The 24,386-nt window shown below is 58.6% G+C and carries 20 protein-coding genes; 10 read left to right on the top strand and 10 right to left on the bottom strand.

Features of this window, described 5'->3' with window-relative positions:
- Nucleotides 1-109: 109 nt before the first annotated feature.
- On the bottom strand, nucleotides 110-1,024 hold the full coding sequence (locus tag ACFVTJ_RS21620) for a nucleotidyltransferase and HEPN domain-containing protein (RefSeq protein ID WP_386910642.1): 915 nt from the start codon (nucleotides 1,022-1,024) through the stop codon (nucleotides 110-112).
- A gap of 428 nt (nucleotides 1,025-1,452) precedes the next feature.
- Here ACFVTJ_RS21620 and traA point away from each other — a divergent pair, with 428 nt between their 5' ends.
- The 3 genes from traA to fic all read left to right on the top strand — a co-directional run bounded on the left by traA (nucleotide 1,453) and on the right by fic (nucleotide 6,722).
- Nucleotides 1,453-5,226, top strand: coding sequence for a Ti-type conjugative transfer relaxase TraA (gene traA, locus ACFVTJ_RS21615; protein ID WP_386910641.1), 3,774 nt, complete (start codon nucleotides 1,453-1,455; stop codon nucleotides 5,224-5,226).
- Nucleotides 5,227-5,305: 79 nt separating this feature from the next.
- Nucleotides 5,306-5,440, top strand: coding sequence for a hypothetical protein (locus tag ACFVTJ_RS21610; RefSeq protein WP_386910668.1), 135 nt, complete (start codon nucleotides 5,306-5,308; stop codon nucleotides 5,438-5,440).
- Nucleotides 5,441-5,630: 190 nt separating this feature from the next.
- On the top strand, nucleotides 5,631-6,722 hold the full coding sequence (fic, locus tag ACFVTJ_RS21605) for a protein adenylyltransferase Fic (RefSeq protein ID WP_386910640.1): 1,092 nt from the start codon (nucleotides 5,631-5,633) through the stop codon (nucleotides 6,720-6,722).
- 235 nt (nucleotides 6,723-6,957) lie between these two features.
- Here fic and ACFVTJ_RS21600 read toward each other — a convergent pair whose 3' ends face one another.
- Entirely contained in the window at nucleotides 6,958-7,761 is an 804-nt protein-coding gene (locus tag ACFVTJ_RS21600) for a hypothetical protein (protein ID WP_386910639.1), read from the bottom strand.
- 140 nt (nucleotides 7,762-7,901) lie between these two features.
- Here ACFVTJ_RS21600 and ACFVTJ_RS21595 point away from each other — a divergent pair, with 140 nt between their 5' ends.
- Entirely contained in the window at nucleotides 7,902-8,969 is a 1,068-nt protein-coding gene (locus tag ACFVTJ_RS21595; protein WP_386910638.1) for a linear amide C-N hydrolase, read from the top strand.
- 87 nt (nucleotides 8,970-9,056) lie between these two features.
- On the opposite strand, the gene ACFVTJ_RS21590 is transcribed toward ACFVTJ_RS21595, so the two are convergent.
- Nucleotides 9,057-9,584, bottom strand: coding sequence for a dihydrofolate reductase family protein (locus tag ACFVTJ_RS21590; RefSeq protein ID WP_386910637.1), 528 nt, complete (start codon nucleotides 9,582-9,584; stop codon nucleotides 9,057-9,059).
- A 46-nt stretch (nucleotides 9,585-9,630) separates the two neighbouring features.
- On the opposite strand from ACFVTJ_RS21590, the gene ACFVTJ_RS21585 reads away from it, so the two are divergent.
- From ACFVTJ_RS21585 to ACFVTJ_RS21565, 5 genes are all read left to right on the top strand, one after another.
- Entirely contained in the window at nucleotides 9,631-10,200 is a 570-nt protein-coding gene (locus tag ACFVTJ_RS21585; protein ID WP_386910636.1) for a TetR/AcrR family transcriptional regulator, read from the top strand.
- Nucleotides 10,201-10,374: 174 nt separating this feature from the next.
- Entirely contained in the window at nucleotides 10,375-14,859 is a 4,485-nt protein-coding gene (locus ACFVTJ_RS21580; RefSeq protein ID WP_386910635.1) for a putative Ig domain-containing protein, read from the top strand.
- Between the two features lie 192 nt (nucleotides 14,860-15,051).
- Nucleotides 15,052-15,651 carry a superoxide dismutase gene (locus ACFVTJ_RS21575; protein WP_386910634.1) on the top strand — a complete coding sequence of 200 codons (600 nt, stop codon included), beginning with the start codon at nucleotides 15,052-15,054 and terminating at the stop codon, nucleotides 15,649-15,651.
- A 105-nt stretch (nucleotides 15,652-15,756) separates the two neighbouring features.
- Nucleotides 15,757-16,092, top strand: a complete 336-nt coding sequence (gene fdxA, locus ACFVTJ_RS21570) for a ferredoxin FdxA (RefSeq protein ID WP_386910633.1) — start codon at nucleotides 15,757-15,759, stop codon at nucleotides 16,090-16,092.
- Nucleotides 16,093-16,103: 11 nt separating this feature from the next.
- On the top strand, nucleotides 16,104-16,667 hold the full coding sequence (locus ACFVTJ_RS21565; RefSeq protein WP_386910632.1) for a flavin reductase family protein: 564 nt from the start codon (nucleotides 16,104-16,106) through the stop codon (nucleotides 16,665-16,667).
- Nucleotides 16,668-16,722: 55 nt separating this feature from the next.
- Here the strand turns inward: ACFVTJ_RS21565 and ACFVTJ_RS21560 are convergent, their stop codons facing one another.
- On the bottom strand, nucleotides 16,723-17,652 hold the full coding sequence (locus tag ACFVTJ_RS21560) for an AraC family transcriptional regulator (protein ID WP_386910631.1): 930 nt from the start codon (nucleotides 17,650-17,652) through the stop codon (nucleotides 16,723-16,725).
- Between the two features lie 92 nt (nucleotides 17,653-17,744).
- Here ACFVTJ_RS21560 and ACFVTJ_RS21555 point away from each other — a divergent pair, with 92 nt between their 5' ends.
- Complete coding sequence (locus ACFVTJ_RS21555; RefSeq protein ID WP_386910630.1) at nucleotides 17,745-18,494, top strand: SDR family oxidoreductase; 750 nt, start codon at nucleotides 17,745-17,747, stop codon at nucleotides 18,492-18,494.
- Between the two features lie 63 nt (nucleotides 18,495-18,557).
- On the opposite strand, the gene ACFVTJ_RS21550 is transcribed toward ACFVTJ_RS21555, so the two are convergent.
- The 6 genes from ACFVTJ_RS21550 to ACFVTJ_RS21525 form a co-directional block, all read right to left on the bottom strand.
- Entirely contained in the window at nucleotides 18,558-19,352 is a 795-nt protein-coding gene (locus ACFVTJ_RS21550) for an inositol monophosphatase family protein (protein ID WP_386910629.1), read from the bottom strand.
- Complete coding sequence (locus ACFVTJ_RS21545; RefSeq protein WP_386910628.1) at nucleotides 19,340-20,236, bottom strand: glycerophosphodiester phosphodiesterase family protein; 897 nt, start codon at nucleotides 20,234-20,236, stop codon at nucleotides 19,340-19,342. The genes ACFVTJ_RS21550 and ACFVTJ_RS21545 overlap by 13 nt, the downstream gene beginning before the upstream one ends.
- Nucleotides 20,237-20,283: 47 nt before the next feature.
- Nucleotides 20,284-21,147 (bottom strand): ABC transporter permease, encoded by an 864-nt coding sequence (locus tag ACFVTJ_RS21540; RefSeq protein ID WP_386910627.1) that lies wholly within the window; start codon nucleotides 21,145-21,147, stop codon nucleotides 20,284-20,286.
- The gene (locus tag ACFVTJ_RS21535) at nucleotides 21,147-22,001 is read right to left on the bottom strand and encodes an ABC transporter permease (RefSeq protein WP_386910626.1); all 855 of its coding nucleotides are present in this window, start codon (nucleotides 21,999-22,001) and stop codon (nucleotides 21,147-21,149) included. The genes ACFVTJ_RS21540 and ACFVTJ_RS21535 overlap by 1 nt, the downstream gene beginning before the upstream one ends.
- Nucleotides 22,001-23,041 carry an ABC transporter ATP-binding protein gene (locus ACFVTJ_RS21530; protein ID WP_386910625.1) on the bottom strand — a complete coding sequence of 347 codons (1,041 nt, stop codon included), beginning with the start codon at nucleotides 23,039-23,041 and terminating at the stop codon, nucleotides 22,001-22,003. The genes ACFVTJ_RS21535 and ACFVTJ_RS21530 overlap by 1 nt, the downstream gene beginning before the upstream one ends.
- A gap of 86 nt (nucleotides 23,042-23,127) precedes the next feature.
- Nucleotides 23,128-24,357, bottom strand: a complete 1,230-nt coding sequence (locus ACFVTJ_RS21525; protein WP_386910624.1) for an extracellular solute-binding protein — start codon at nucleotides 24,355-24,357, stop codon at nucleotides 23,128-23,130.
- Nucleotides 24,358-24,386: the final 29 nt, after the last annotated feature.

Below are 24,386 nucleotides of genomic sequence, written 5' to 3'. Positions count from 1 at the left end.
GCACCGGAACTGCCGCTGTTGACTGCGGCTTTGCTCCTGGAAGACAGACCAGTTCTATGAGGAGATCGACAGAGCGATTGTGAGAGGAGGTTGGGCCCTGTGGTCAGGCTCAGCCGCTGGCGTTCGCGGCCTGTTTGAGCTTTTCGATGTGCTCGCGGCAAAGCGTCTCAACCAGCTTATGAAGTTCCGCGGTCCGCTCCTGAAGCCATGTGAGCGCCTCTTCGGAAACCTCGAAACGCTTCGAATAGCGCGCCTTGACGTAGGCCTCGTTCAGGATGTTGTACCACGTGGTAAATCGCTGACGATCACGCGGCCAGATGTCGATCAAACGGTGATCACGACCTTCCGAAAGCCCTCGCAGGAATTTGAGGTTGTGCGAAGCAGGCGAATAGTTTGTCAGTGTCAGGAGGTAGCAATTGTAGGCGCTCTCCACTGCCTGATGTAGATTAAACGCGGCTAGATGTAGGTTACCTTTCGCAACGAGATATTTTGCTACATCGGCGAAATCTCGGGCATCCGGGAAATGCCGCAGAAAATGATCTTCTGCCACCCTGAGTGCATCGGCAGGGCTGAGCGGTTTCGCTTCGGCCAGCGGCCGGTCGTCGAATTCGTAAAGAACAACACCTTCGCGGGCGAGGTCGACGAAGAAGTACTGGCCGTCATTTAGGAAATTGCTGATCTCGCGAGCGCCATGCACGATAAGCCCCACGGGTGTCTCGATCTCCTTGTCCCACATCAGCCGGTCAGTCGCCTTGTCCCAGTATTTGGGATCGGCCAGTTCCTTGTTGCTGACGATGACGAGAATGTCGAAATCCGAGCGGTAGCCTTTCGACGTATGCGGTTCATCCACCCAGGTGCCACGCGCGTAAGAACCGAACAGAATGATTTTGAAAATGCGTCCGTCTTTCTTGGCGTCAGACTTGGAGCGCTCGACCAGATCAGCAAACTCTTCCTGGATAATCCCGACGACGCGCGCGAGCTCGCGTTGCTTTCGTTCCGGCAAATGTTCAAGGCTGGTCTTCATGTCTGCTCCGTTTCTGGACGGTATCCTGTATGGTCCATTGTAAACTTCTTTGAAACTCCGATTTTTGGCAGCCGCCAATCAAATGCCTGTCTCCTGCACGCAAATTCTTCCGCCGGGTTGCCTGCGCCCTCTTCTGTTTGTCGAGCCGCGCCTGCAATATCTTCCTCCACTCTCCCAGCTCGCTTGTCCCTTGTCCTCTGTCCCTGATCCGTCGTGCGATCAGCCTGCGCCTATCGCCCTCCCCGCATCGATGCGTTTGTCTCCCTATTCAAACACGAGTAATTGCCACTTGGCGACTACTACTTTTAGTAGTCGAAATCGACGTTCGATGTTGCTAGCCTCGCCAGCGGTAAACAGACAAGGGCGCACTTACGACTTGCCACGCAGTTGAGCGCTGAATTTCCCCGTTTGCGGATCGGAGATTTCGGTTGGCGATTTATCATCTCAGCACCAAACCTGTCTCGCGCTCATCCGGCCGAAGCGCCGTCGCATCCGCTGCCTACCGTTGCGCGGTTCTCCTCACCAATCAGCGCGATGGCCTTGTTCATGACTTCACCCGCAAAGAGGGCGTGGAGCATATCGAGATCGTGCTGCCGGACGGTCTTTCTGCCGATTGGGCTCTGGATCGTTCGGCTTTGTGGAATGCTGCCGAGTTTGCAGAAAAGCGAAAAGACGCCCGCGTTGCCCGCGAATTCGAAATCGCCCTTCCGCATGAGCTGTCGCCGGAAGGGCGACTGAAAGCTGCACGCGCCTTTGCCCGGGATCTGGCAAACCGCTATGGCGCGGCCGTGGATTTTGCCATCCACTCGCCCAGCGAGCATGGTGATATCAGGAACTACCACGCGCATGTGCTGATGACGACGCGACAGCTTGGCAGAACAGGCCTTGGCGAGAAAACTTATCTCGAGCACAAGAACGCACGGCTGCTGGCAAATGGTATGGCGACAACCGACATGCAGCTGCGCGATATCCGGCAGTCATGGGAAGGCATCGCCAACCGTCAGCTTCAACACGAAGGTCTTGATGTTCGCATCGATCATCGCTCGCATGTGGAGCGCGGCCTCGAATTGTCGCCGACCGAGCACATGGGCGTGCATGCCTCGCAGATGCAACAGCAGGGAATGGCAGTTGAGCGCGGGAGGCTGGATGACGAGGCGGCACGGCAAAATGCCGAACTGATCCGGCAAAAACCGGAACAGGTTCTGACGCTGATCAGCAACGAGAAGAGCGTGTTCGATCGGCACGATATTGCCAAAACCTTGCATCGCTATATCAACGATGACGCCCAAAGATTCCGGAACGCCTTTGCCGCTGTTTTGGCGTCGCCAGCGCTGGTGGAACTCCAGGCTGAGCGCATCGATCCAGAGACGGGCGAGGTTTCCAGCGCGCGCTATTCGACGCGGGAGATGATCGACCTGGAACTCGCGATGGCGCGATCGGCGGAGCGGTTACATCAGGCGCAGTCCCACGGTGTCGATCCGCGCCATGTCGAGAGCGCGATAGAAAAACAGGATCACGCTCTTCGCAAACGCGCTGGCGGTATGGTGACCGCGAGCGATCCGTCTGCGGGATTGTCGGATGAACAGCGTCAGGCGATCACGCATATTACCGGGCGAGACCGCATCGCGGCTGTGGTCGGATTTGCAGGTGCGGGAAAGTCCACCATGCTCGCAGCCGCTCGTGAGGCCTGGGAGGCTCACGGCTATCAGGTCCATGGTGCGGCGCTTGCCGGAAAGGCAGCCGAGGGTCTTGAGGAGAGTTCCGGTATCGAGAGCCGCACGCTTGCGTCATGGTCATACAGCTGGGACCATGGCCGGGATCTGATCGGCCGACGTGACGTGTTCGTCATCGACGAGGCTGGCATGGTCGGAAGCCGGCAGCTTGCCCGGTTCATCGGCGAGGCGGAAGAGCGCGGCGCAAAGATTGTTCTTGTTGGTGACCACGAGCAGTTGCAGGCGATCGGCGCCGGCGCCCCCTTCAGGGCGATTGCCGAGCAGATTGGCCATGTCGAACTTTCCGACATTCGCCGCCAGCGCCATGATTGGCAGCGAGTAGCGTCGGTCGCCTTTGCGACCCACAAGACAGCGGAGGGCCTTGCCGCCTACCGCGATCACGGCGATATCCACTTTGCAGAAAACCGGGACGCAGCGATGGCGCAGATCGTGCGTGATTATGTAGCCGACAGTGCTGAGCATCCGGATGGCAGCCGGGTTGCCATGGCGCACCGCCGTGCCGATGTGCGCGCCCTCAATGCCGCTATCCGATCGGAGCTTCAGAACCGACAAAGGTTGGAGCGCAGCCACGGGCAGAACGCCGGTGGAGACCGTGGGGATGTTGAGGATCGTGGGAACAGTGGGGATGTTGGAGAACTCACTTTCCAGACCAGTAACGGCAAACGCGCCTTCGCTTCCGGTGACCGGATTATCTTCCTCGAGAACAACCGCGACCTCGGTGTGAAGAACGGCATGCTTGGCACGGTCGAGCATGTCGAGCCCAATAAGATCATCGCCCGGCTCGATGGTCGAGGTGGCGACAGTGTCAGCATTCTGACCGACAGCTATCAGGCGATCGACCACGGTTATGCGACGACGATCCATAAAAATCAGGGAGCGACGGTCGATCGCGCCTTTGTGCTCGCGTCCGGGACGATGGACCGGCATCTGGCCTATGTCGCCATGACCAGGCACCGCGACAGCGTGCAGCTCTATGCCGACATCACGGAGTTCACCAGTGCGGGCCGGGTGGTTGATCATGGCGTTGCGCCCTACGAGCATAATCCGCAATCACGCGACAGCTATTTTGTGACGCTGGAGAATGACAAGGGCGATCAGCGCACGGTGTGGGGCGTTGATCTCAAACGGGCCATGCGAGACGCATCACCCGCGATCGGTGACAGGATCGGACTGCAGCATGAAGGCGCCACGCCTGTCACGCTTCCGGACGGCACAAAGGCAGAGCGAAACGCATGGCGTGTCGTCAAGGGTGAGGAACTCGCCTACCAGAAGCTGGCTAGCCGCCTGTCGCGTTCCGGCGCCAAGGAAACCACGCTGGACTATGTCAGCGACTTTGCCGAGCGGCGCGGGATCGCAAGCGACCAAGGGATCGGGCAAGAGTTTGGGGTCAGGAGCGAGATCGAACTTGCTTCCCGCCAAAATGCGCGCCAAGAGGTCTTGTCCCGTGCGGCCCAGCTGCAATGGGAACAGCAGGATCGGCCATCCGAGCGTCAGCAGGTTGACGAGGAACGTGCCGGCGATCTGGCCGGTCCTGCTTACCGGGAAAATCCTCGCAATGAGTTTGCCCGAGTGGGCGATGACGGACGGCGCGACGACCGGACAGAGGACAATAAAGGATATCGCCGCATCCGGTGGTCCGACCTCATGTCGAAAGACAGCACCCTCCCTGCCCCAGCAGAAACTGTCGACCAGCAATCGTCGCTGGAAACGGGCAAGCCCACTCCGCTTGTGCCGGCGATTACCCGTTACGACCGCAGCGTCGAACAGGTGGCGCAGCAAAGGGCGTTGTCCGTTATCGAGCAGAGATTCGATACGGTGGAATCTCTGGTGCGGCACGTGTTCCGTGATCCGGCCGAGGTCGCCGCAAGACTGCGCGCCGCGATGACCGAGAAGGAAGGCAATGGAAAAATCATGGCGAAAGCCATGGCCGAGCAGCCAGAGCGGTTCGGGCAGCTACGCGGCAAGTCGGGTCTGTTCGGAAACAACAAGGAGCGCAAAGAGGCGCTGCAATATGCGAGATCTCTCTCCGCCCATATCGGTTATGTCTCCGAGGCATGGGAGCGCCGGCTCGGAGAAGAACGTCAGAGCGAACAATGGCAGCGGGAACAGCGTGACGTGATCGAAGTGCCCGGTCTCACCCCGCGCAGCGCCGAAATCCTTGCCAAGGTGGAGAAGATGCAGGTCGAGAGGCGAAGCAAGTTCATCAAAGAGCTGCGGTCGTCGCCTGAGGGGCAAGCCGCGCTCGATGAAGCCAGTCTGATAGCCGAAGCGCTTACGCGGCGCTTTGGTAGTTCTGATCCTCGCAGGTTCGCCGAAGAACTCCAGACACGGACCGAGCTCGCAAAGCAGGCCGAGCAGATCAGGACGATAGCCCGCATGGTGGATCGGGCACGCCATGCTGAGCTCAGCCATGACTATGCACTGAAACGGCAGCTTAACCTGTCACAAGGGCTTGGATTGAGTCGATAGGCCGGAGACTCTACCATCCGCGGGTCCAGAAACTTGGGGCGGTTCGCGCCGACAGTACGGAGGTCGACTTGGCGATAGCCTGAAACATGATATTGCCGGCGCTTCCGGCGCGGATCGTGCCTCATGCCTTGTTAGGACCGGCATCCTCGCAGAGCCCCCGATGCTACACTGGATGGAATTGCCGCTGGATATGATATTCGCCCCAGTTTCCTGAGGGGATCGGTTCATAGTTTAGGGAACAAAAGACCGGGGCCGACAGGGCAATAAACTACTCTCAAGAGCACAACCTATTGCAGTGGAAGGTATGTGTCGATAAAATTGCTTTTTATCGACATTAAATAGAAATATGTCGATTGCATCGACATATTAAATCCCGCATGTCGACCAAATAAGGAAACATCGACATGTCCTTCCGCGCTAATCGACCCTACAACGATCTCCCAGCACTTCCACCACGCAACGACGTCGAAACCAAGACGGTACTAAAGGCTTGCACCGCTGCGAGAGCCGCACTCGCAGAACTGCGGGTTTCCGGGCAACTCATTCCAAATCAATCAATCCTGATCAATTCGATCCCACTGCTTGAAGCACAGGCAAGCTCAGAGATCGAAAATATCGTCACCACGACGGACAAACTTTTCCGTTTTGCGAAGGAAGCTGGAAACCAAGCAGATCCGGCGACAAAGGAGGCCCTGCGCTATCGCACAGCTCTCAACGAAGGGTTTCAGTCTCTTAAAGACCGGCCAGTCTCGACATCAACGGCTGTAGCCGTGTGTAGAACGATCAAAGGCGTCAATCTCGACATTCGATCAACGCCGGGTACCGCGCTGATGAATGAGACAACTGGTACAGTGATTTACACACCGCCGGAAGGACAAGAACTGCTGCGGACAAAACTCGCCAATTGGGAACGCTATATTCATGAGGCAGAGGAAATCGACCCGCTGATCCGGCTTGCGGTAATGCACTACCAATTTGAGGCCATTCATCCCTTCACTGATGGTAATGGCCGCACCGGCCGCATCCTGAATCTGCTCTACCTGGTGGACAAGGGACTGCTCGATATTCCGGTACTTTATCTCAGCCGCTACATTATCGGTAACAAGCGCGCCTATTATGATAGGCTTCTTGCCGTGACGACTGACAGCGCTTGGGAAGATTGGATCATCTTCATGCTAGAAGCGGTGCGAGACACAGCCCAGTGGTCAACAGCCCGCATCCGTGCCATCCGCGATCTTTTGGATCAGACCGCCGAACGTATACGGCGCGATCTTCCAAAAATCTATTCACGAGAACTCGCCGAGGTGATCTTTGTGAACCCCTATTGCCGCATCGGTGACCTGGTAGAGGCCGGGATTGCCAAACGACAATCCGCATCTGCGTATCTCAAGGCACTGACCGAGAACGGTCTGCTCGATGAAATCAAAGCCGGTCGGGAAAATCTCTACATCAATCCGGCATTGTTAGCGCTCCTCAGCGACCGGCCAGCAAGATAATCTGGAATGCATCACCCTTACCGAAAGCAGAGAACTCGTGCTGCGCCTTCGGCAATCTGTCCAGCAGTGTTCGAAAACCGTAACACCGGCAAAGGTTTTCTCTTGCATCTCCTGATAATTGGTGCGGATTGCGCACCTGTTGGCAAGACCCAGAGGACGACCAAAATTAAGAGGAAGCTAAAATTGCTTCCCCAATAGGGGTATGCAAAGGCGATAAGATGACGCGAATCAATAACTAGAACCGGTACGTCAGCCCCAGTACAGGCCCGCTCAATCGGGAATCAAAAACATACCCGTCATTCGAGTAATCGACATCGAGCACCTTGTAGCCCGCCGAAACGGACAGTGTGTCCGTGAAGATGTAGTTCACCGTCGCCAAAGCGGACCAGGTGAGATCCGACCCCGCGCCGAAACCGCCAATATCCACCTGCCCCTGAACGGACAGCTTGTCCGTAAGGCTTAAAAAGGCGCGCGCGCCGATGACGGGATCTACCCAGCCGAAACTCTCGTTATGACTAGCGGAAACGCTGCCGATCAGGGGATGGCTCGCGGTGACCGCAACGTCATTGGAAATGTGCCAGAAGCGCGCGCCAGCAAGCGCATCAAGAGAAAATCCGTCCGCATCGATGACACGGTAACCCGCCTGGAGGGTAGCCATGAATTCCTGTGTGTCGACGGTCGCATCAATGGCGGCACCGGCCGGCAAGGTGGGCAAACCTGGAATTTGCAGCGCAGGCAGCGGACCGGCTGCCTTGCTGTCGGTGGTATCGACATACATCAAGTCGCCGGAAAGGACGAAACGGTCGTAACGCCCCCAGATGTTGAGAAATCCACCGAAGTTAAGATCATCCATGACATCTGAAAAGGATTTTTCCACATGGAGCGTCGGCGCACGTCGGAACGGCGAGACGTTGCCGTTCAAGCCAGTCGCCCAGAGGTAACCCGTGGCCTGAAATGCCCAGTCGGGCGCCACGTCAACCTTCGCGGGTGCGGCAACAACGTCGTCTGCAGCTGTGGCCACGGTTGCAGAAAGAGCCATAAGGGTCGCAAAAATTGATAATTTTAGCAATGCCTTCTCCCCAACTATTCGTCCGTAGCTAAGCCTATTTGACTTCCGGCAACAAGTCCGATTTTCTATCATACGCTGTATCTTGCGCCGCGAGCACCGGAGGCTTTCCCATGCGCCTGAAGACCTTGCCGATTTTTTCCGCCAGCACCGCCGCGATATTGTCTGTCGCAATACTGACCACATCGGTGGCCGAAGCCTGCACACGCTTCGTTTATCTGGGCGAAAATGATCAGGTGATGACGGCCCGGTCGATGGACTGGAAGACGGATGTCGGTACCAACATCTGGGTCTTCCCGCGCGGCATGGAGCGCTCCGGCGAGGCCGGACAAAATTCGATCAAATGGACCTCGAAATACGGCAGTGTCATTGCTTCCGGTTATGATATTTCGACGACCGACGGCATGAATGAGGCGGGGCTTGCCGCAAACGTTCTCTGGCTGGTCGAGTCAAGCTATCCTGCTTATGACGGGAAATCGCCGGGCCTCTCCATCGCCGCCTGGGCGCAATATGCGCTCGATAATTTCGCAACGGTGGACGAGGCCGTCAGCGCACTCGAGAAAAACCCTTTCACCATCGTCACCGACAATGTTCCGGGCGAAGAACGTCTCGCGACCTTACACCTCTCCCTTTCGGACGCGACTGGTGACAGCGCGATCGTCGAATATATCGACGGCAAGCAGGTCATCCATCACGGCCGTCAATATCAGGTGATGACCAATTCGCCGACCTTCGATCACCAGCTGGCGCTCAACGAGTATTGGAAGCAGATTGGCGGCACCGTCATGCTGCCGGGGACCAATCGCGCCTCGGACCGGTTCGCCCGGGCTTCTTTTTACGCAAACGCCATCCCAAAGAGCGAAAATCCGGTCGAGGCAATAGCCAGCGTCTTTAGCGTCATTCGCAATGTGTCCGTCCCCTACGGCATCACCACGCCGGACCAGCCGAACATTTCCTCCACCCGCTGGCGCACGGTGATAGACCACAAGCGCAAGCTCTATTTTTTCGAATCCGCGCTCACGCCGAATATTTTCTGGATCGACATGACGAAGCTCGATCTTTCGAAGGAGACCGGTGTGGTCAAGAAACTCGACCTCGGCCCCAATCAGATCCACATCTATTCAGGCATGGCGAATGAGAGCCTGAAGGACACCAAGCCTTTCAAGTTTCTCGGGCTTTAGGCCTCAAATCGCGCAAAAGGGCGGTTAGCCGTGGCGAGCCGTCTCCGCCGTTCCTTGCCACCCATCGTGGGAGGCGAGCCAAGAACATCACGAGAAGCGGTAGTGCAATCGAACGCAGCCCTTTTCGATTTCCGTTGCGCTGACGAGAGTGGGGCTTGCCCGATGACCGGTTAGAGGAAAGAGGGGTTCACCTGAACCGAGAATTTCCGGGATCACGTAAATTTCGATTTCATCCAGTGCGCCGCGCTCCAGAAAGGCCATCTGCAGCTTTCCGCCGCCCAGCATCCAGACATCGCCATCATCAAGCGCGCGTAACTCCTCGATCAGCGAGCCCACATCGCTGCGCACCTCTAGAATACCCTTGGACTCCTCGATCGGCCTTGAAGTGACGACGATGACGCGCTGATCTCCATAAGCCCAGGGCGATGGTTCGCTGGCAATGAAATCATAGGTCGCACGCCCCATGACCACAGTTCGAATTCCCTTGATAAAAAGCCGGTAATCGTGTTCGCCGAGGTCCATATCATCATATTTGTAGAGCCAGTCGAGCGAACCGTCTCCAGAAACGATCCGCCCGTCCAGGCTTGCCGCGATATATCCGCGAATGACCGCCATATCATCCTCCTTGATTTATAAATGAATATATGTTTATATATAGATCATGCCAAGATACAAGTCGATTTCAGATGATCAGGTGCTTGACGCACTGCTGCCCCTCATGTTGCAGACAGGCCCCGACGGGCTGACTTTTGCGGCAGCCGCAAAGGCCTGCTGCCTATCTGCCGCCACCCTGGTGCAACGTTACGGCAAGCGCGAAGACCTTGTCGAAACCGTGCTTCTGCGCGCCTGGCACAAGCTGCAGGCGGAAACCGAAACGGCCGATGAGGAGGAGCCATTGACGCCACAGGGCGCCATATCCCTTCTCATGCGCCTTATGCCCCCTGAGGCCGCAGAACAAAACGCCAGTGACGGACTGCTGCTGCTGAGAGAAGACATTCGCAATCCGAAGTTGCGGGCAAGAGGCGCCCTCTGGGGACGCACCCTCGCCCACGCGCTTGGCCGCCGTCTTGCCAGCGACGAGGAGAGAGCATTGCGGCTGGGATGGCAGATGGCCGCCGTCTGGCAGGGCGCACATACCTGGTGGGCGTTCACCCGCGGTGAAGATGCGGAATCGGCAATTCGGGCAGCGCTTCAGGACTGGGTGGACATGGTAGAACGGGCTGGGCGGTGAATAGACATCCTCATCGTTGCACCACCTATTTCGCCCCCAGATGGGGTAAAATCGACACGCTATCCGTAAATATCAAGATGCGCCTGTGATTTATTCAAGCAGAGGTTGACTCTCACTTCCAATCGTCCTTAGCAAAGTCCGGCATATTCGCACATTCTAATGCTGGGGGGGCATATGGGCAGCGGGCGTAGTTGGTGGAGTGACGTTACCCTTGGTGCGGCGTCGAGGTTTCACGCAATCTTGAGGGGGAGTTCGCTAGCTCTGGCGCTCGTCGCTGTTTCGGCAACGGCAAGCCTGGCCCAGTCTGTATCGGTTTCGGCATCACCAGCGACATTCAATGCCGAAGGTGACCCGATCCGTTTTGATTACGTCATCGACCCCGGTTCCTATACGATTACCAGCATCAATCCCACATCGACATTGATAAAGGGCGCAAGCGTTTCCTGTCCGACCTTGAGCCGCGGGCTCGAGTTTCCCAACAAATTGACGTGCACCGCGACCTATTCGGTGGATTCTCTCGATGTCATGTCAGGACAGTTCTCGGATTTTGCCGAGTTTACCGGCACGCGGGTCGGCGGCAGTTTCAACATCACCAGTAACACGGTCGTGGTACGTGCGGCCCAAGGTGGACCCGTCGTCATTTCCGTGACATCCTCGCCAAATCCCTCATTGCCCGGACAAGAAGTCGCCGTGACCGCGACGGTCTCCTCGATGGGCTGCAACGCCGGCCAATCACCTTCAGGCAGCGTCAACATTTCCATCGGTTCGCAATCTGCAAACCTCGGCCTGTCGCCGACAGGACCAGTCAGCCCGGCGTCTTCCGCCACATTTCGCACCTCCAGCCTTGCGTCCGGCACCTATCAGGTAAATGCATCCTATTCGGGCGGAGGCGGTTGCAGCACGGGTACAGGCTCCGGCTCGAGCCATACGGTGGACACTAATCCGAAGGTTACGATCAATCAGGCCGCCACTCAGGCAGATCCGACCTCTCGCTCTCCAATCCTGTTTGATGTTGTTTTTGATAAGCCGATCGTCGGTTTTTCCGCAGCCGACATTCAGCTTTCCGGTACCGCAGGAGCGACGAATGTCGCAATCACGGGCTCAGGCCCAAGTTACCGGGTTGCGGTAACTGGAATGAGCCGCGCCGGAACTGTCACTGCGGCAATTCCGGCCGGAAGCGTGATGACGCCGGCGGGTCTTCCAAACGAAGCGTCCACAAGTTCAGACAACAGCGTGACCTATGACCCGGTAATAATTACGCCGGTCACGATTTCAAACCCTGTTTATCAGCAGCCCTATGGGCCGATTGCCCTCGCTGCGGGGGGTGGCACCGCGCCACACACATTTGCGGTATCGGCAGGCTCGCTTCCCCCCGGTCTCTCTCTTACAACGAACGGTGAACTCAGCGGCACCCCTACCCGAAGCGGCAGTTTCCCATTTACAGTGACCGCAACGGATTCCACCGGCGGCACCGGCTCGCAATCCTATTCAATGGCAATCGACGCTCCCGTCATCGAAATCAATCCGACCAGTCTTCCCGCGGCTACCTACGATATCTCCTATAACCAGACACTGACGGTCTCGGGTGGCGCGCTCCCCCTAGTTTTTTCGGTGACCACGGGGACTCTCCCGTATGGTTTGACACTCTCGTCCGCTGGCGTGCTCTCCGGCACGCCTTTAGCAGCAGAGAACAAGGGTTTCACCATCACCGCGACAGATGCAAATGGCGAAACAGGTAGCCGGGCCTATTCCATCGACGTGGCCCCGACCATTCCCGATGCGCCGACAGGCATCTCCGCTACCGCTGGCGATACGCAGGCCTCGGTATCATTTCAGCCTCCGCAGAGAGCTGGCGGTACCTCTATTACGTCCTACACAGTAACTACGAGCCCTCCGGATGTCGCACCTGTAACGGGCCCAAGCAGTCCAATCATTGTTAACGGCCTGACAAACGGCCAAAGCTACACGTTTACGGTGACAGCCGAAAACAGTGTGGGTTCCGGCTCTCCCTCAACGGCATCGAATAGCGTTACGCCGCGTGCAGTCCAGACGATAACGTTCGCCAATCCCGGCACGCAGACATTCGGTACAACGCCCACGCTGACCGCGACAAGCGATTCCGGCCTTACGCCTATCTTCACATCCAGCACCACGACCGTCTGCACGGTTACAACCACCGGCCTCCTCGCATTCGTGTCGACCGGAACGTGCACGATCAACGCGGATCAGCCAGGTAATGACGATTATCTCGCCGCCACTCAGGTCTCACAGTCTTTTACGGTCAATCCAGCGGCGCCTATCGCAAACAATGTCGCGGTCACGATCCTTCCTGATTCGACCAGCAACGTTCTTCCTCTTAATGTGACGGGCGGCGCAGCGACGACTGTCGCGGTGGCGACTGCACCGACACACGGTACGTCAAACGCAAACGGAACCACGATCAGCTATACGCCGGCGCAGGGTTATAGTGGCCAGGACAGCTTTACCTATACTGCAACAAACGTCAGCGGCACGTCCGCGCCGGCAACGGTCAACATTCAGGTGACTGCAACGACACTGGTTTTCGCCCCTGCCCCGGGTAGGCTCGCAGATGCTTTCACCGCGGTGCCCTACCACGAGACCATTTCGATTTCAGGGGGGCGCGCTCCCTATCAATATACGATCAGCGGTTCGCTTCCGAGCGGCCTGAACTTCAATACGGCGACGGGCGTAATCACCGGGACGGCAACGACGCCAGGCGTCTCAAGCTTCAGTGTTACAGCGCGAGACGCAGATAATGTCACGGCGTCAGCGGTCTACAACATAGCCGTGCTGGCGCCGGCGCCGGTCGCAACTGACGGCGCAGTGACCGTGGCAGCCGACAGCAGCGGCAATCCTGTCCCGCTGAACCTGTCCGGTGGTCAGGCTGACACGATCATTGTTGTTTCAGGCCCATCGCACGGGACGGCAACGGTCACCGGCGTCGCGCTTACCTACAGCCCCGCCAGCGGCTATTTCGGTCCCGACAGCATCACCTATACGGCGAGCAACTCTACCGGCAGTTCCACTGCAACGATTACTGTCACGGTAGCACCGCCGCCGGGCGGGCTTTCCCTGTCACCCGCCGGCGGCGCGCTCAAAGACGCAATGGCCGGCGAAGCCTACAGCCAGGCGATTACGGCCTCCGGCGGCACCGCGCCGCTGATCTACAGTCTTGCGGGCGGAACATTGCCGCGCGGCATGGTGCTGAACCTCTCGACCGGCGAACTGACAGGACCGCTCGAAACCGAGACTGAAGGCGATTATAGCTTTACGGTCCAGGTTCGCGACGGCCGCGGCAGCACCCTTTCAGCCGCCTATACGCTGAAGGTGACCCGGCCCGAGGTGAATGTGACAGACAGGGAAATTTCCGTCGCCCCCGGCTCCACCCCGCCGAATGTCAATTTGGCCGCAGGCGCAACCGGCGGCCCGTTTACCGCTGCGGACCTGACCTTCGTAAGTCCGCCAAATGCGGGCAGGGCAAGCATCGTCAATGGCGAGTTCGCACAGGCAAGCGGCCCGCAGGCAATCGGCTTTTATCTGAATTTCATTCCGAATCCGGCATTTTCCGGCCAGGCCCGGGTTGGTTTTCGCCTCACCAGCGCCCTTGGTTCATCCAATCAAGGCACCATCACCTACAAGCTGGGTTATGACGCCGCTCAAGTAGCAAATGAGATAAACGACCTGGTGCATGGTTTCGTCAGCACGAGACAGAACCTCATCGCCTCAACCGTCAAGATACCCGGCCTTCTGGAGCGCCGGCAAATGGCCAATGCAACGGAGGCCGTGACCTCCAGTGCGACACCGTCGGGTGGCGGAATGGTGTTTGGTTTCTCGACCAGCCTCGCCCAGATCGAAGCTGCGCGCAACAAGGCCGACGGCGCGACGGAGAGCGAACTGCCGGAATTCAATGTCTGGCTTGACGGTACTTTCCTCGTCCACAATCGCGAGGAATCCGGGAGCAAATGGGGCAGTTTCGCCATGATTTCGGCCGGCGCGGACTACCTGATTTCCGACAAAGCCCTGCTTGGTTTCTCCTTCCATTTCGACCGGATGACCGACCCTACCGATGGCGACAACGAACTGACCGGCAACGGATGGCTCGTCGGACCCAATGCGTCACTGGAAATCGCAAAGGGAATCTTCTGGAACAGCAGCCTTCTCTACGGTGGCTCCGCGAATGACATTGATACGCCCTTCTGGGACGGCTCTTTCGACACCACGCGCTGGCTGTTCGACACATCGATTTCCGGACGCTTTGATATCGATGACGTCACGACCTTCACGCCAAAGCTTCGCGGCGTCTATTTTTCCGAGACCGTTGACGATTACGCCGTGGCGAATGGCGCCGGCGACAGGATAGACCTCGAGGGTTTCCGGGAGGAACAGCTGCGCGTCAGCCTCGGCGCGGAGGTCGCCCGTCAGATGGCGCTCGAGAACGGCTCGATCGTCACGCCGAAATTCGGCGGTACGGTTGGTGTTTCCGGTCTCGACGGAACCGGCGCGTTTGGCTCCATCACAACCGGCGTTTCCATGCAGACGGTGGAAAACTGGTCAGTTGATGCAGCATTGCTTCTCAACTTCGAGGGTAATGGGGAAACATCGGCCGGCGCGAAACTTGGCGTCAGCAAAAAGTTCTAGGGCGCTAAACCCAAGCCAAACCAAAGCCGCCACCCGCGGGCCGGAATGACGAAACCTGCCCGACGGCGCACCTCTCTCGACCGCGCAAAAAACGCTTGACCTCAACCATGGTTGAATTTCTAGACATATTGTCACCTTGTTTTCGCAAGCTTTTTACATTGCTCTTGAGCAAACAGTGACAAAGGAACACCCATGGCTTTCCAGCTTCCCGACCTCCCATACGCCCATGATGCGCTTGCCCACTCGGGCATGTCCGAGGAGACGCTGAAGTTCCATCACGATCTTCACCACAAGGCCTATGTCGATAATCTCAACAAGGCGATATCAGGCACCGAATGGGAAAACAGCAGCCTCGAAGAGATCGTCCGTGGCACCTATGAGAAGGGTGCGGTGGTACAGTCCGGCATCTTCAACAATGCCTCGCAGCACTGGAACCACAATCTCTTCTGGGAAATCATGGGGCCGGAAAATCATGCGATCCCCAAGGTGCTGGAAGAGGCCTTGACGCAGTCCTTCGGCTCGGTCGCGCTGTTCAAGCAGAATTTCGCCCTTGCCGGCGCCTCGCAATTCGGTTCGGGCTGGGCGTGGCTGGTGGTGGATACCGACGGTTCGCTGAAAATCTCCCGCACCGAAAACGGCGTCAACCCGCTGTGCTTCGGGCAAAAGGCGCTTCTTGGCTGCGATGTTTGGGAACACAGCTATTACATCGATTTCCGCAACAAGCGCCCCGCTTACCTTGAAAACTTCCTCGATAAATTGGTGAACTGGCAGGCGGTCGCCGCCCGCCTGTGATTTGAGCCCCACCGATCCGGCCGGTCCCGCTGCCCTTGAGCGGCCGGCCGGATCAGGCGCAGCCGGACAGCCGCCGTCCGGCTGCAACTCTCTTCGAGCATTACCATGCCCTATGTCGTCACCGAAAACTGCATCGCCTGCAAATTCATGGACTGCGTGGAAGTCTGTCCAGTCGAATGTTTTTATGAAGGCGAGAACATGCTCGTCATTCACCCCGATCAATGTATCGACTGCGGGATATGCGAGCGCGAGTGTCCCGCCGCCGCGATCCGGCCGGATACCGAGGCGGGACTGCATGTCTGGCTCGATCTCAATCGCCACTATTCCGGCATCTGGCCAAGAGTGCACCAGAAAAAGTCACCACCTGACAATGCCGATATCATGAATGGCGCTGCGGCGAAGATGTCCATTTTTTCGAAAAATCCGGGAGCGGGCGGTTAGCCCGGCACATCATGTCTCATAATCTCAGGCTGATCGATGGCGGTGTCGTCAATCACGCGCATGTTCCGCTGAAAGCTTGCGCCTCTCCGATGATCTCCCCGCGTGAATTCAAGGATGCAATGGCCGGCCTAACCTTCACCGTGGCGGTGGCCGCGGCCTGCCACGCCGGAGAGCGGGTTGGGCGCACAATCACCTCCTTCATGCCGCTCAGCGCGGAACCGCCGCTTCTGATGGTCTCCATCGACGCCAGCAGCCGCATGGTCGATCTCATCGCAGCGAGCCGACGCTTCTCCGTTGCGACACTGGCCAGAGGACAGGAGGAGATTGCCGATGTCTTTGCGGGCAAGGGAAATCACCCGGACCGATTTTCCCTGGGCGGGTGGGATGTCTGGCCTTCGGGAAGCCTAAGGCTTGCCGATGCGCTATTATCCATGGATTGCGAACTCGTTGGATCCATCGACGCGGCCGACCACATCCTCTTCGTTGGCGCCATCGTCGAAGCGACGTCCGATCCGTTGCGCAAGGCCCTGCTGTGGAACAAGCGCCACTATACCGGCACGAATGAAGGTGGCTGAGTTGCTCTCTATCCGTCGCCGGAAAAGGCTCTCATCATTGCCATGATGGCAACAACTAGAGGGAAACCGGAGAATTGTGGTGGCCGCCATTGTTTGCCCGGGCAAAGCTTCCCGGCGCAATGCCCATTCGCCTGCGGAAAGCGGTGCTGAATGCGCTGGCGGATTCATAACCGATTTCATCGGCAATATGATCGAGTGATTTTACGCCACGCATCAGCGCATCTCTGGCAAGCGCCATCCGCCACCGGGCCAGATATTCGATTGGCGCGCAGCCCACCATTTCAAGGAAACGCGCCGAGAATGCCGAGCGCGACATGCCAGCGATCCCTGCAAGCTCCGCAACCGTCCAGCTCTTCCGGACATCCGCATGCATGGCTGATAATGCGCGTGCAAGTCCGGGCAAACGCATTCCCTTAACCAGACCTGCTGGAATTGCTGCATTGCCAGCGCCCGGCCGGCGCAGCGCCTCGACCAGAAGAACCTCCAGCATGCGCCGGATGATCAGTTCCTTGCCCGGATCCTCACCCGAGCATTCCTCAGACAAAAGGTCGATCAGCCGCGCCAGCCGGGACGCCCCCTTTTCCGCTGCCGGCACGTAGATCAAGCCGGGCATGAGCGACAGGAGAAGCGACGCGTTGATACGTTCGAACGTGAAGCTCCCGCCCAGTGCGCGAAAATCGGGCATACCCTCCTGTTCGCCATGGCGGACGGCCCGATCTTGCGGTTCGACCGGGACACATTCGACGTCGGTCTCACTGCAAAGGGAAAAAGCCGGCGTTGTGGGCAAAAGCAGGAAATCACCACGTCCCAACCTGAGAGGATCGTGGCCTTCCATCATCACCCAAGCGGTACCAGCTAGAACGAGTGCAAAGCCGGGCGCATCATGCGCGGAATAGCGCACGCCCCATCTGCCTTTGCCGGAAATCGGCTTGGAGACGGCAGCGCTGGGTCGCAAAAGGTCGACGATATCGCTCAAAGGATCCATGCTGGACGATCAATAACAAATTATGGTCATTTGAGCATATATCATCCATCCCAGACCGTCTATCTCCTACCCATCAACAAAGGAGATTTACGATGACCAACACCATTCTCGTTACCGGCACGTCGTCCGGATATGGCAAAGCGATCGCCGAACTGTTCCTCGCACGCGGCTGGAACGTTATCGCGACAATGCGGCGCCCGGATGCTGCCCGCTTCACAGGCGATGCCAGCCGGTTGCGCGTGCTGCCGCTGGATGTGACGGACGAGGAGAGCATCGCAGCGGCGATCGAAGCCGCCGGACCGATTGACGTCCTGGTGAACAATGCCGGCATCGGCATGGTCGGTGCCTTTGAAGCAACGCCGATGTCGGCCATTCGCACGATCTTCGACACCAACAGCTTTGGTGTGATGGCCATGACGCAGGCTGTCATTCCGCAGATGAGAAAGCGCCAGTCCGGTACCATCATCAACGTCACGTCCACCGTTACCCTTGCTTCTTTCCCGCTTGCCGCCGCTTACACCGCCAGCAAGCAGGCAATCGAAGGTTTTACCGGTTCGCTCGCGCATGAACTGGGTCATTTCAACATCGGCGTGAAGTTGGTGGAGCCGGGTTATGCGCCCACAACCGGTTTCGCCGCCAACGCCATTTTGCCGCTGGAGCAACTGCTTCCTGATGACTACGCGGCTTTCGCAAGGCCGGTTCTTGAGGCGTTTGCCGCACCGGCCTTGACGACCCGTGAAACCGATGTTGCCGATGCGGTGTGGGGCGCAGTCCATGACACGTCAGGACAGCTCCACTTTCCAGCGGGCGCGGACGCCGTTGCTCTGTCGCGCAAACAATAAGGTTCAGAAAACAGCAAGATGCCGGGTGTCTCACGCGCACCCAGCATCTGCTTTTCAAGATGTTCACGCAGTTTCCGCCGGGACCTTTTCCATGACCTCCGGCCAGAGCCCCTCCGTCACCGCCATCAGCGCCGGTGTGGCGGCTGCGACCCAGGGGATGCCGCTGCCCGGGCGGGTTCCGATGCGAACATCAAGACCCGCTTCCCTTGCGAGCACGACACCGCCGGCGATGTCCCACATCGTCGTCAGCTTTTGCAGGTGGCCGTCGAAGATGCCGCGCGCGGCAAAGGCGAGACCGATCGATGTGGAGCGGATGGATTCCACAACCCAGCCTGCGTGCCTGAGCCCGACATTCAGGGCCGCGACTTCTTCCGCATCGGCAGCGGCGCTGTCGCCAAGCGACATGACCTGTACGTCCTTGAAAGGCACATGGCGGGCAAAAGGCAAGCCGTTCATGATGAGCCCGGTCCCGTCAGCCGCCGCATAGATATCCCCAAAGACCGGCATGGCGACGACGCCGAGTTCCGGTCGGCCGCTGCGCACGAAGCCTAGAGAGATGCCCCAGAGCGGCGAACCGCGCAGGAAATTGGTGGTGCCGTCGATCGGATCGATGATCCAGTAGGCGTCATCGGCCTCACCGCCCATTTCTTCGCCCAGCACGGTTTCTCCGGGAAAGGCAGCGGCCAGACGGTCGCGGACGAGCCTTTCAACCGTGGTATCGGCTTCCGAGACGAAATCCTGAAAGCCTTTCGTGCGGGTGGCGATGGCGTCGCGCGCCTCGAAAAAGCGAAGGGCAAGGCCCATCGCTTCCTCGATGATGGCGACGGCGCTTTCGAGACGCGCGTTCATCGTGCCCATGCCCTACCCGTCTCGCTGGCCCCCGTCTTCAGCCAACGGGTGAAGGCTTCGACTTCATCGGTCTGGATCGCACCAACGCCAGCTTCGGCAAGGGCACCCCAGACGGCCTCGGGATTTGAAAGCGCCCGCGTATCGTTGAAATCGAGGCAATGGGATACATCGAGCGAGTTAATCCACAGGCGGATGTTCTGGCGCTCCATTTCGGCCCGGCCTTCGGCAAGATCGGCGATATCGGTGAATTTCACCTCGATCATCGGCGCCTTCAACGCCTCGATGCGACGCAGATCCTCGGCAAACTTGCCCTTCCGGACCGGGAACATCGGCATATGGGGGATTTTGCCGAACCAGTCGGTATCCAGCACGTCAAAATGGCTGGCCTCAGGATCGACATCGGTCTTCACCAGCACCTGATCCTCGACGCCAAGCCGCAGCACGGTTTCCATCACCTGCGGCAGATCGCGGGTGAATTTGGTGTCGATATTGACGGTGATCCTGCCACGCGCCTCTTCCAGCAATTCTTCCAGCGTCGGCACGCATTCATCCGTCACGTCCGCTGCATCGCCGCCTGCGCCTGCCTTCAACTTCGATGCACGAACTACGTCGAAGGACAATTCGCTCACCGTCCCTTTGCCCGTCGTGGTGCGGTCGAGCGTTTCATCGTGAATAACAACCAGCCTGCCATCGGCCGTCGCCTGTGTATCGATCTCGATCATCTCGACGCCGGCCGCAACCGCGGCGCGGACAGAGGCGAGCGAGTTTTCCGCAGTCGCTGTCCAGAAGCCGCGATGGGCAATGGTCAGGATGGCGGGATTGTCGCGCGAGCTCAGCGCAAGCACATTGCAGGAATGGGAGGTCTTACGGGAGGCTGCAAGAGTTTGGTGCATGGTTTCCACTTTCGGACGTTGCAATTACCGGGTTTAGATGCCCCGGATCAGATTTTCCCCATGCCCGCCGCCATCAGATCGTCGCGCAGGATGCGGCCGGCGATGATGAAGACGATGAGTGCGGGAAGAAGCAGGATGAAGGAGACGATGGCGGCGAGCGGCAGCTGCATCGAATAGGGATCGAGATACATATATAGCTTGATCGGTAGGGTCTCGACGACGGGCGCACCGACGATGAAGGATTTGTCGAATTCCTCAAAGCTGCCGATGAAGGACATCAGCCCGCCGGCGAGAAGGCCGGGCACGGCCAGCGGCAATATGATGTGGAGAACGATGCCGACGGTGCCCGCGCCGAGCGAGCGCGCGGCATGGATGAGATCGTCGGGAATGGTCTCCAGCGCCGCCGTCATCAGCCGGATCATCAGCGGCAGGGTGCCGACAATCTGCACGAGAATGACCCCGGTCACCGAATAGGCGAGGCCGAACAGAAGAAACACCTGCCCGATGCCGACGGCGACGACCAGCCCCGGGATGATGATGGGTGCCAGAATGAAAATTTCCACCAGCCGTTTCAGCCGGAATGGGAAACGCGCCATGGCCCAGGCCGTCGGCAGCGCGATGGCCGCCGTCAGGAAGGTGACGACGAAGGCGATGACGATGCTGTTGATCGCCGCCCGGATGAGGCTTGCATCGCTGAGAATACCTGCCCAACGCGCCGTCGTGTAATCCTTCGGCACGATGAGCGGCGGCGACCAGCCATCGGCGATGCTCCAGAGAAACATCAGCGCCAACGGCACGGCGATGGCAAGCGTCAATGCTCCATAAAGCCCGATGGAAACGAATATCCTGTCTTCGGGTGTAAAGGCGCGGCGGCGTGCGATGGTGGCGGCTTCGATGGCAACAGCGCTCATCATGCGTCTCCTCGGGTTTGGCCGGGGCCGATGCGGGATGTCAGTGAATAATAAAGAATGAGCACGCAGATCGCGAAGAGGCTCAGTACCATGCCCATGGCATAAACCTGGTTGAAACGGCCCTGATTGAATTCCTGGATCATCAGCACCGAAAGCGGCCGGGCCGTGGGCGGGCCGACGATGTCGGGGATGGCGTAGGATCCCATGGAGCCGATGAAGGTAAGAAGAATCGCAGCGGTGATGCCAGGCATGGCGAGCGGCACTTCCACGAAGAAAAACGTCTTCAACCTCGACGCGCCGAGCGTGCGGGAGGCATAACGGATATCCTCGGGAATGGCGGCAAAGGCGCTGGTGATGATGAGCGTCATGAAGGGTATCTGTTTCCAGACACTGGCGAGAATGACGCCGATACCCCAGTCGTCACGCACCAGCTTGGGCAGTTCGAGCCCCAGTGGTGCCACCAGCCGGTCAAGGAACCCGCCTCTTTCGAAAACGACGATCACCATCAGACCGACAATGATCCCGGGCACCGCCATCGGCAGCTTGTAAAGGCCGCTGAACAGCTTGCGCCCGAGAAAGCTCTTGCGGATCAAAAGTGCCAGCGGCACCGAGGCCGCAAGCGAGACGATGACAGGCATGACGCCGTAATAGATGGAGGTCGTCAGACCACGGATCATCGACGGGCGGGTAAAAATCCGCTGGTAGAACATCAGCGTGAAGCTGCCGTCCTCCTGCCTGAAACTACCCATCAGCGCCGAGATGAGCGGCCCGCCAAAGAAGACCAAAAGATAACCTACCCCCGGCAAAAGCAGGAAAAGAAGCTGCACGCGCCTGTTACGAAGGAGCCCGGCCATTACTCCGCCTCCCCCGCCATCCTGTCATCGAGAAGGTGGGCCGAGCCGGGAAACTGCAGGGCGACCCTTTGGCCGGCATCGATCAGAGTTTCCGCGCCGGACTGGCTGACCTTTATCTGTCGCCCGCCAATCTCCACTGTATAGAGCGCATTGGCGCCCATGAAGGAAATGGCGGTGACCGTACCGACACCGGCCTGATCGGCGCGGATGTTGATATTTTCGGGTCGAACCGAAATCTGGACGGTCCCGGCGGCTGCCCGATCCAGCGTCACCGACTGACCCCAGGGCAATTGCGCCTGCTCGCCTTCGGCCGAGACCGGCAGAAGATTTGTCTGGCCGAGGAAGCCGGCGGTAAAGGCGTGTTTGGGCGCGCGGTAAAGCTCGAGTGGCGTGCCGATCTCGACAACCCGGCCGGCGTTCATGACGACGATCCTATCCGACATCGCCATCGCCTCGGCCTGATCATGCGTCACATAAAGGCTGGTCGCGCCAATGCGGCGGTGAAGCTCGGTCAGCTCATGACGCAGCGTATCGCGCAGCTTGGCGTCGAGGTTGGAGAGCGGCTCGTCGAACAGAAGCAGGCTCGGCTGCATGACGATCGCGCGTGCCAAAGCAACACGTTGCTGCTGTCCGCCGGACAATTGTCGCGGCATGCGATCCACCAGAGCGGTGAGATTGCAAATCTCCAGCGCATGGGCGATGCGCCGCGCCCGCTCATCCTTCGCAACCTTCTTCATCTTCAGGCCGAAACCGAGATTTTTGGCGACCGACATATGAGGGAAAAGCGCATAGGACTGGAACACCATGGCGATATCACGCGCTTCCGGCGGCGCCTGATCGATGCGCTTGCCACCAAGCCGGATTTCGCCGCCCGAAGGCTGGCTGATGCCGGTGAGGATGCGCAAAAGCGTGGACTTGCCGCAACCCGAGGGCCCGAGGATGGTGACGAATTCGCCCCGCTCCACGGTGATCGATACGGGATGAAGCGCCCGGCTTGCCCCGTAATCCTTGCTGATATTGCTGATTTCGAGTTCACTCATGGCGAGCCTCCCTCATATTTTTTGACCAAGGCTTGCCGGGCCGTGCATGCCGCTTGCGGCCGCACGGCCAGGCGATCCTGATGGCGTTACTGGTTGAGGACTTTTTCATCGAGCGCTTCGGCAAGCGCGGTCGACATGTCCCAGAAAGCCGGCAGCGACAGGCGCGGATAGACACTCTGCGGCAACACATGGTCCTGCACGGCCTTCGGCATCAGATCATTGGTGACATCGGCGCGCGGAGAGCGGGAAGCCTTGTTTTCCAGCTTCCAGAGCTGGAATTCCTTGCTCATCGCCATGTCGATCAGCAGCAGCGCGGCGGCAACGTTCTTTGCATTGGCCGGCACGAAAATGGCGTCGCCCGAGCCGACCTGGCCTTTTTCGAGCAGTGTGACGCGGAAGCTGTCGGGCAGTTGCTTGGTGCCTAGGAAGCTCATCACCTGGTCTTCCCAGACCGTGCCCATGTAAAGCTGCTGGTTGTTGATGAGGTTGAGCGTGTCGGCGTTGCCGTTGGTCAGTTCGGCCACGGCCAGAAGACGGCGGTAATAGTCCCAGACAGGCGCGAGGCACTCGGATTCCATTGCCCAGTCTTCGGCCTGCTGCAGCGTCTGGTTATAATCCGTCAGCTGCTTGCGGCAGTCGCCGGTCAGATAGTTAAGTGCCACGGAATAGATGAAACCGCCGCCCGAGCCGCCCTTGGCCGGCAAGGTGACGCCTAGCCGCTTGGGGTTTTTTTCAGCCCAGACGAGAAGGTCCTCGAAGCTCTTCGGCACGTCTTCGGCCTTCACGAAGGCGGAGTCATAACCGATCGCGGTCTGGTTGAGGTGCACCAGTGGAAAGCTGCCGCCATGCGCTTTGCCGAAGATGGTTTCAGCCATTTCCGGATTGTAATTGGCCATGTTCGGCAGGATTTTCGTAAGCGCAATATTGCCGACGACACCCTTGGCAGACAGCAGCGGATAGCTGCCACCACCGGCGAAATAGGCGTCGACAGGCGAATCCTGCCCTGCCGCCTGCACCGCGATCAGCTGCTGGTTCGCCTGATCGCCCTTCACGTCGCTATAGGCAACCTTGATGCCATATTTGGCTTCGAAACGGCTAATCAGTTCCTTCCACGTATCGGCAAAACTGCCGGCAAAATTATACATCGTTACCGTGCCTTCGGCTTTCGCGGCAGGAACGACGATGTCGTAAAAATTGTCGCGCGTGACCTTGGACAGATCGACGTCGAGGTTCTTCATGTTGCTGCCAGCCGATAGGCACGGCGCTGCCGTCGTCGCCAGCGCAAGCGCGGCGATCGCAAGAAATTTCATGCGCATTGAATGGTTCCTCCTCGGGAGCCGTTGTT

It is taken from the genome of Agrobacterium sp. NPDC058088, assembly GCF_042885035.1.
Classification (GTDB): Bacteria; Pseudomonadota; Alphaproteobacteria; order Rhizobiales; family Rhizobiaceae; genus Agrobacterium.
This window is presented reverse-complemented; position numbering and strand designations above follow the sequence as displayed.